Below are 5,234 nucleotides of genomic sequence, written 5' to 3'. Positions count from 1 at the left end.
ACCCAGACCAGTAGGATGGTCCCCAAGCCGAACGCCGAGCCCACCAGGGAGGCCGAGAAGATGACCAGCACCGTGAGCTTCACGCCCAGGAAGGCGCCCACCATCGCCATCAGCTTGACGTCGCCGAATCCCATGCCCTCCACGTTGCGCGCGCGCAGGTAGATCCAGCCCGCGCCGTAGATGAAGGAAGCGCCCAGCGCGGCGCCCATCACCGCATCGGCGAACCAGAACAGCCGCGCCGAGAGGTTCGACGATACCGGCAGGTCGCCGAGGAAGGGCAGGAGCTTGGCCGCCAGGTCATCCACCGGGACGAAGAGACTGAACATCAGGCCAAGCGCGATGCCTGGCAGCGTGAGCTTGTCGGGCAGCAGGTGAGTCTCGGCGTCGGTGAAGATGAGCCCGACGAGCAGGAAGCCGAAGGTCGCGAACTTGAGCGCCGCGACCGTCAGGCCGAACGTCAGGAAGACCGCGACGAAGGTCACCGCCGTCAGCAACTCGACCAGCGCGTAGCGTCCCGAGATGGGCGCGCGGCAGCTCCGGCAACGCCCGCGGAGGATGAGCCAGCTCAGCACCGGGATGTTGTCGTACGCGCGGATGGGAGCGTCGCAGCGCGGGCACGCGGAGCGCCGCAGCACCAGCGGCAGCCCGCGCGGGATGCGGTGGATGACCACGTTCAGGAAGCTGCCGAACGTCAGCCCGAACAGGAACACCAGGACGACGGTGGCGACGAAGATGGGGTCCCCGAAGTTGAGATTCGCGTTGAGCACAGCCGTGATCTGGAGGGGGAGCTGTGCTGATTATAGGATGGAATCAGGCGCTCTTGCGGGCCGCGGGTTCCTGGAAGCGCATCAGCTCGCCCGCCAGCGCCGGAGCCCCTTCCATGGGGGGCGGGGTCTGCCCCGTCCAGTTCACTCGGCTGCGATTCGCGAGCCGGGTCTCAGCGGGCAGGGTGCGCCAGCCGGCCCCGTCTTCCTCGCGGATGGCGACGTTGTAGCACGTCGCCGGCTCTTCATCGTCGCTGCGGTCCTTGAACTCCAGCAGCGAGGTCTCCAGCGCCTCGCTCAGGGCCTCGTTGGGCTGGAGGCACAGGATCCAGTCATTGCGCGCGTCCATCACGTACGCGCCGGGCTCCACGCCGGGCAGCCCCTTCTTGACCGACGCGCCGTGCTTGCGCGCGACCTTGAGGGTCTCGTCGGAGGAGTCGTGGTCGACGACGATGATCTCGTCGCAGGGGCGGAGCGAGTCGAGCGCGCGCCCGATGCGCAGCTCGTCGTTGTGCGCGTGCAGGATGGCGCTGATCTTGGGCATGGCTCCTCCGCTCCCGAGCAGGTTTCGATGCTACGCTTTGGGCAAGAAAAATCCCACCCGCTGTGAGACGAATACGCAGCGGGTGGGATCGTCGTTCCGTTACCGGCGCTTCAGGACGGGTCGATCGGAATCCTCGGGCGCCTGGTTCTCCACCGTGCCCGACATCTGGCCCGGGCTGGTGTTGCGCGCGTTGGCCGCGACGGTGACCGGCTGCTCCAGGCGGAAGTTCAGCACCTGCTCGGGCGTCACGTGGATCTGCTCGCCCTTGGTGATGGCCTGCACGCCGGTGCCGGCCGCCGCGCCCGCGCCCGCGCCGATGGCCGCGCCCTTGCCGCCGCCGGCGATCGCGCCGATGATGGCGCCCAGCGCGGCGCCGCCGCCGATGGTGGCCGCGGTACGCTTGCCGCGCGACCCGCCTTCCTTGGTCCACTGGCTGGTGGCGATCGAGTACGTATGGCCGCTGTAGCTCACGCGCGTCAGCTCCAGCGCAAGCTGTGACTTGCCCTTGAAGTGGCCGGCGCTCGCCAGGTCGACCACGCGGCCCTCGATGTCGGCGTTCGCCGGGATCGCCACGCGGTCATCGACCACGATGGGCGAGTCGAGCGTCGCGCGGAAGCGGTCGCCGACCTGGTTCTTGTCGGAATCGACCGGGTCCAGCATGCGCACCGACAGCGTGGTGCCCGCCGGGATCTCGACCGGGGGCGGGGGTGGAGGTGTCGCCGGAGTGTTCGCCGCCGACGAGCTGTTGGAATAAGACGGGGCCGTCTGCGAGTTCGAGGCGCGCGTTGTCGTGTCGCTATAGGTGCGCGACCGCGCGGTGTACGGGCTGCGCCTCCCCGGCGCCGCGGCCTGCTGCTGCGGCATCGCTTCTGCCGGCTGCTCAATCGCCGCCGACTGGTCGCTCACGGTCAGGTTATTGACGACGGTCCGGACGCCTTCCACCTGCGCCGCGTCATTCGCCGCGGCGGCGCGTTCCATCTCGTTGTTCACGCTGCCGCTGAGCGTGACCACGCCGTTGGCGACGTTCACGCCCAACTGCTTGTTGGCGACGGCGAAATCGCTCTGGATCTTCTGCTGGACCTCGCTCGCCAACTGCGCGTCGCTCTTGCTCTTCGAGCAGCCGGCGGCAAGCGCGACCACGAGCGCCAACGCCAGCAGCCAAAGGCCCGCTTTACGGTATGCCTTCATACTTCGCTCCTGATGACTCAGACCCGGAAATGGGGTGGATGCCTGGTTACTTAGATGCAGAGTTGCCCCTCACGACTGCCCGTCCCACATCTGTAAACCCGCAGGCGCCCGTTCCGGCGCGCTTTGTGGTAAAAAATCTCACCGCAAAGGGACTAAGGCTCCCTACGGCCGAAAGGACACCTGCAGGACATAATGGGCATCTTCGTCGAGCGCAACAACTTCTCTCCCGATGACGGCCGTTTTCAGTACTACGTCGGCCTGAAGCCGAATACCGCCAAGGAAGAACTGGAGGTCCAGACCAGGGTGCCGGTCGAGGTGGCGGTCTCGGTCTCGGAGACGGGCGACCTGGTGGACCTCGCCTTCGAGATCCCCAAGAAGTGGCGCAGCGACCATGCCCTCGCCTACCTGAAGAAGAACGAGCAGGTCCACTACGTCGACCCGCGCGTCTTCATCGCCTTCACCGGCTCGAGTGGCGACGCGGTGCTGGCCGCTCCGGCGAACCTCGAGATCGACGCCGCGGGCCGCATCATCGGCGTGGACATCCACTAGAAGCCGGCCCCCAAGGACGCGCAGGTCTCACGCAAGACACCAAGGCTCGTTGCGGTCCTTTGTGTTCCCTTGGTGTCCCTGGCGGTTCTGCTTTCCTTGCGCGGGGTTACGCCATGGAAGCCGCGGCGCGCGCGCCGGCTTCCTGCCGGGCGCGGCGGATGTCGTTGACGTCGCCCATCGCGATCAGCACGCTGCCGGGCGCCAGCCGCAGCGTGTCGGCCGGATTGGGGATGAACTGGTTGTCGCCGAAGATGTTCTTCACCGCCATCACCAGCAGGTTGAAGCGCTGGTGCATCTTGAGCTCGCCGATGGTCTGCCCCGCCCAAGGCGACCCGGCGGGCACTTCGATGTCCTCGATGCGCAGGGTGCGCGACTGCTCGCGCAGCATCAGGTCGAGGAAGCCCACCACGTGCGGGCGCAGCGCCTCCGACGCCAGCCGCAGCCCGCCGATGCGGTTGGGCGAGACGGTGGAGTTCGCGCCCGCTTTCGTCATGCGGTCGGCGAATTTCGGGTCGGTGTAGCGCGCCACGATCCGGATGTCGTCGCGCACCTGCCGCGTCATCACGATGATGACCAGGTTGTCCTTGTCGGAAGAGAGTGCGGCGATCAGCCCGCGCGCGCGGTCGATGCCGGCCTGCGCGATCACTTCCTCGTCGGTGGCGTCGCCGGCCAGGATCAGGACGTTGTCCGCGCCCTCGCCGTGGTGCTCGCGGAATCTCTTGATGACCTCGGCGTTGCCCTCGATCACCACGAAGTCGGTGCCGGTCTTCTGGAGCTCCTCGACGGCGAAGCGCCCCGTGTCGCCCAGTCCGCAGATGATGTAGTGGTTCTTCAGTTCGCTGATCCGTTTCTGCATCTTGCGTCTCCAGAAGATGTTCGTGATCTCGCCTTCCACCAGGAAGGCCGTGACGACCGAGAACACGTACACCGTGATCGTGACCCCGAACAGCACGACGAACATGTTGAAGACGCGCAGGGCAGGGTGGTGCGCCGTCTCCACGATCTCGCCGTACCCCACCCCCGCCAGCGTGATGACCGCCATGTACAGGGCCTGCAGCAGCGTGACCTCGGGCCCGCCGATCAGGCGGTACCCGGCGACGCTGAAGGCGGTGATCACCAGCAGCGCCGCGATCGCGTATTGCAGTCTTCGACGGAGGTCCATGGGGGCGCGCCTGGCGGCCTTCCAACACTCACCAGGATGGGGAAAAGTAGCGCGATTCTAGCACAGTTGCAGATTGGTTAACCCCGCAGAACTCCAGCGGAAATCTACCAAGGAATGGGTGAGGCCGGAGCGAGCGCCGGACTGCGCGAGCAGAGGCCGAGGGGCGACGCAGCCGAGGTGAGCCCGCCGCGGCGGGCGAGCCGACAGCGTTGCGGCGACCCTGGAAGCAAAGAAAACGGCCCCGCGCTGGTTGGCGCGGGGCCGGTTAGTCTGCAACAACAGCAGAAGCGGATCTTAGAAGATCAGCTTCAGGCCGAACGTCATGTTGCGGCGGTTGCTGCCGTTGAAGTAGTTGTTCATCGCCGAACCACCGTCGACGAGCATACCGTCCTCGATGAACGGATCAGGCACGCCGCGGAACTGACGGTTGAAGACGTTGAACGCCTGCGCTTCGAACCGGAGGCTGAAGCGCTCGGTGATCTTCGTCGACTTGACGACCGTGAGGTCCGTGTTGTTCCTGGTCTGGCCACGGAGCGTGTTGCGCCCGATGCCCAGGTACGGGCTACCGAAGAACAACGCCGCCTGCGGTTCGTTCATGATCCAGTGCACGTCCGACGCCGAGATCGGAGCGCCGCTGTAGTACTCGCTCAGACCGCAGTCCGCCAGCGTGTAGTCCGTGCAGAAACCGACCGTGTCGAGCGCTGCACCGGGGTTGCTCAGGATCGGACGGCAGTTGCTCACAGAGCTGAAGAACGCAGCCTGGAAGCTGGCCTGGCAGTACTCGGTGCCGCCCCAGTTGAAGATAGCCGGGGTGAACACCTGACCGCTCAGGTACTGGTAGATGCCGTTGAGCTGCCATCCACCGAGGATATGACCGATCACGCCTTCCTGGTTCTTGTAGAACGGGAAGTCGTAGATCCAGCTCACGTTGAAGTTGTGCGGATACGACGTGCCGCTCACACCACGCTCCGGAACATCGACCGCGAACGGATTCATTGCGTCCGCGACCGTGTTGCCACCGCCGAAC

At 66.1% G+C, this 5,234-nt stretch carries 6 protein-coding genes; 1 reads left to right on the top strand and 5 read right to left on the bottom strand.

Annotation, left to right across the window (positions count from 1 at the left end; translation table 11 throughout):
* The 3 genes from VLA96_04830 to VLA96_04820 form a co-directional block, all read right to left on the bottom strand.
* Positions 1-767: prepilin peptidase (locus VLA96_04830; GenBank protein ID HSE48512.1), on the bottom strand; the 767-nt coding region annotated here is incomplete at its 3' end.
* 43 nt (positions 768-810) lie between these two features.
* Positions 811-1,308 (bottom strand): hypothetical protein, encoded by a 498-nt coding sequence (locus tag VLA96_04825; GenBank protein ID HSE48511.1) that lies wholly within the window; start codon positions 1,306-1,308, stop codon positions 811-813.
* Between the two features lie 99 nt (positions 1,309-1,407).
* Positions 1,408-2,496, bottom strand: coding sequence for a BON domain-containing protein (locus VLA96_04820; GenBank protein HSE48510.1), 1,089 nt, complete (start codon positions 2,494-2,496; stop codon positions 1,408-1,410).
* 192 nt (positions 2,497-2,688) lie between these two features.
* Here VLA96_04820 and VLA96_04815 point away from each other — a divergent pair, with 192 nt between their 5' ends.
* Positions 2,689-3,045 (top strand): hypothetical protein, encoded by a 357-nt coding sequence (locus VLA96_04815; protein ID HSE48509.1) that lies wholly within the window; start codon positions 2,689-2,691, stop codon positions 3,043-3,045.
* Positions 3,046-3,151: 106 nt separating this feature from the next.
* Here the strand turns inward: VLA96_04815 and VLA96_04810 are convergent, their stop codons facing one another.
* Together VLA96_04810 and VLA96_04805 are read right to left on the bottom strand one after the other, a co-directional pair.
* Entirely contained in the window at positions 3,152-4,207 is a 1,056-nt protein-coding gene (locus VLA96_04810; GenBank protein ID HSE48508.1) for a potassium channel protein, read from the bottom strand.
* A 294-nt stretch (positions 4,208-4,501) separates the two neighbouring features.
* On the bottom strand, positions 4,502-5,234 hold a 733-nt coding region (locus tag VLA96_04805; GenBank protein ID HSE48507.1), incomplete at its 5' end, for a hypothetical protein.

It is taken from the genome of Terriglobales bacterium (assembly GCA_035457425.1).
GTDB lineage: Bacteria > Acidobacteriota > Terriglobia > Terriglobales > Acidobacteriaceae > JACPNR01.
Note: the sequence above shows the minus strand (reverse complement) of the source record. Positions and strands in the feature narration are given on the sequence as shown.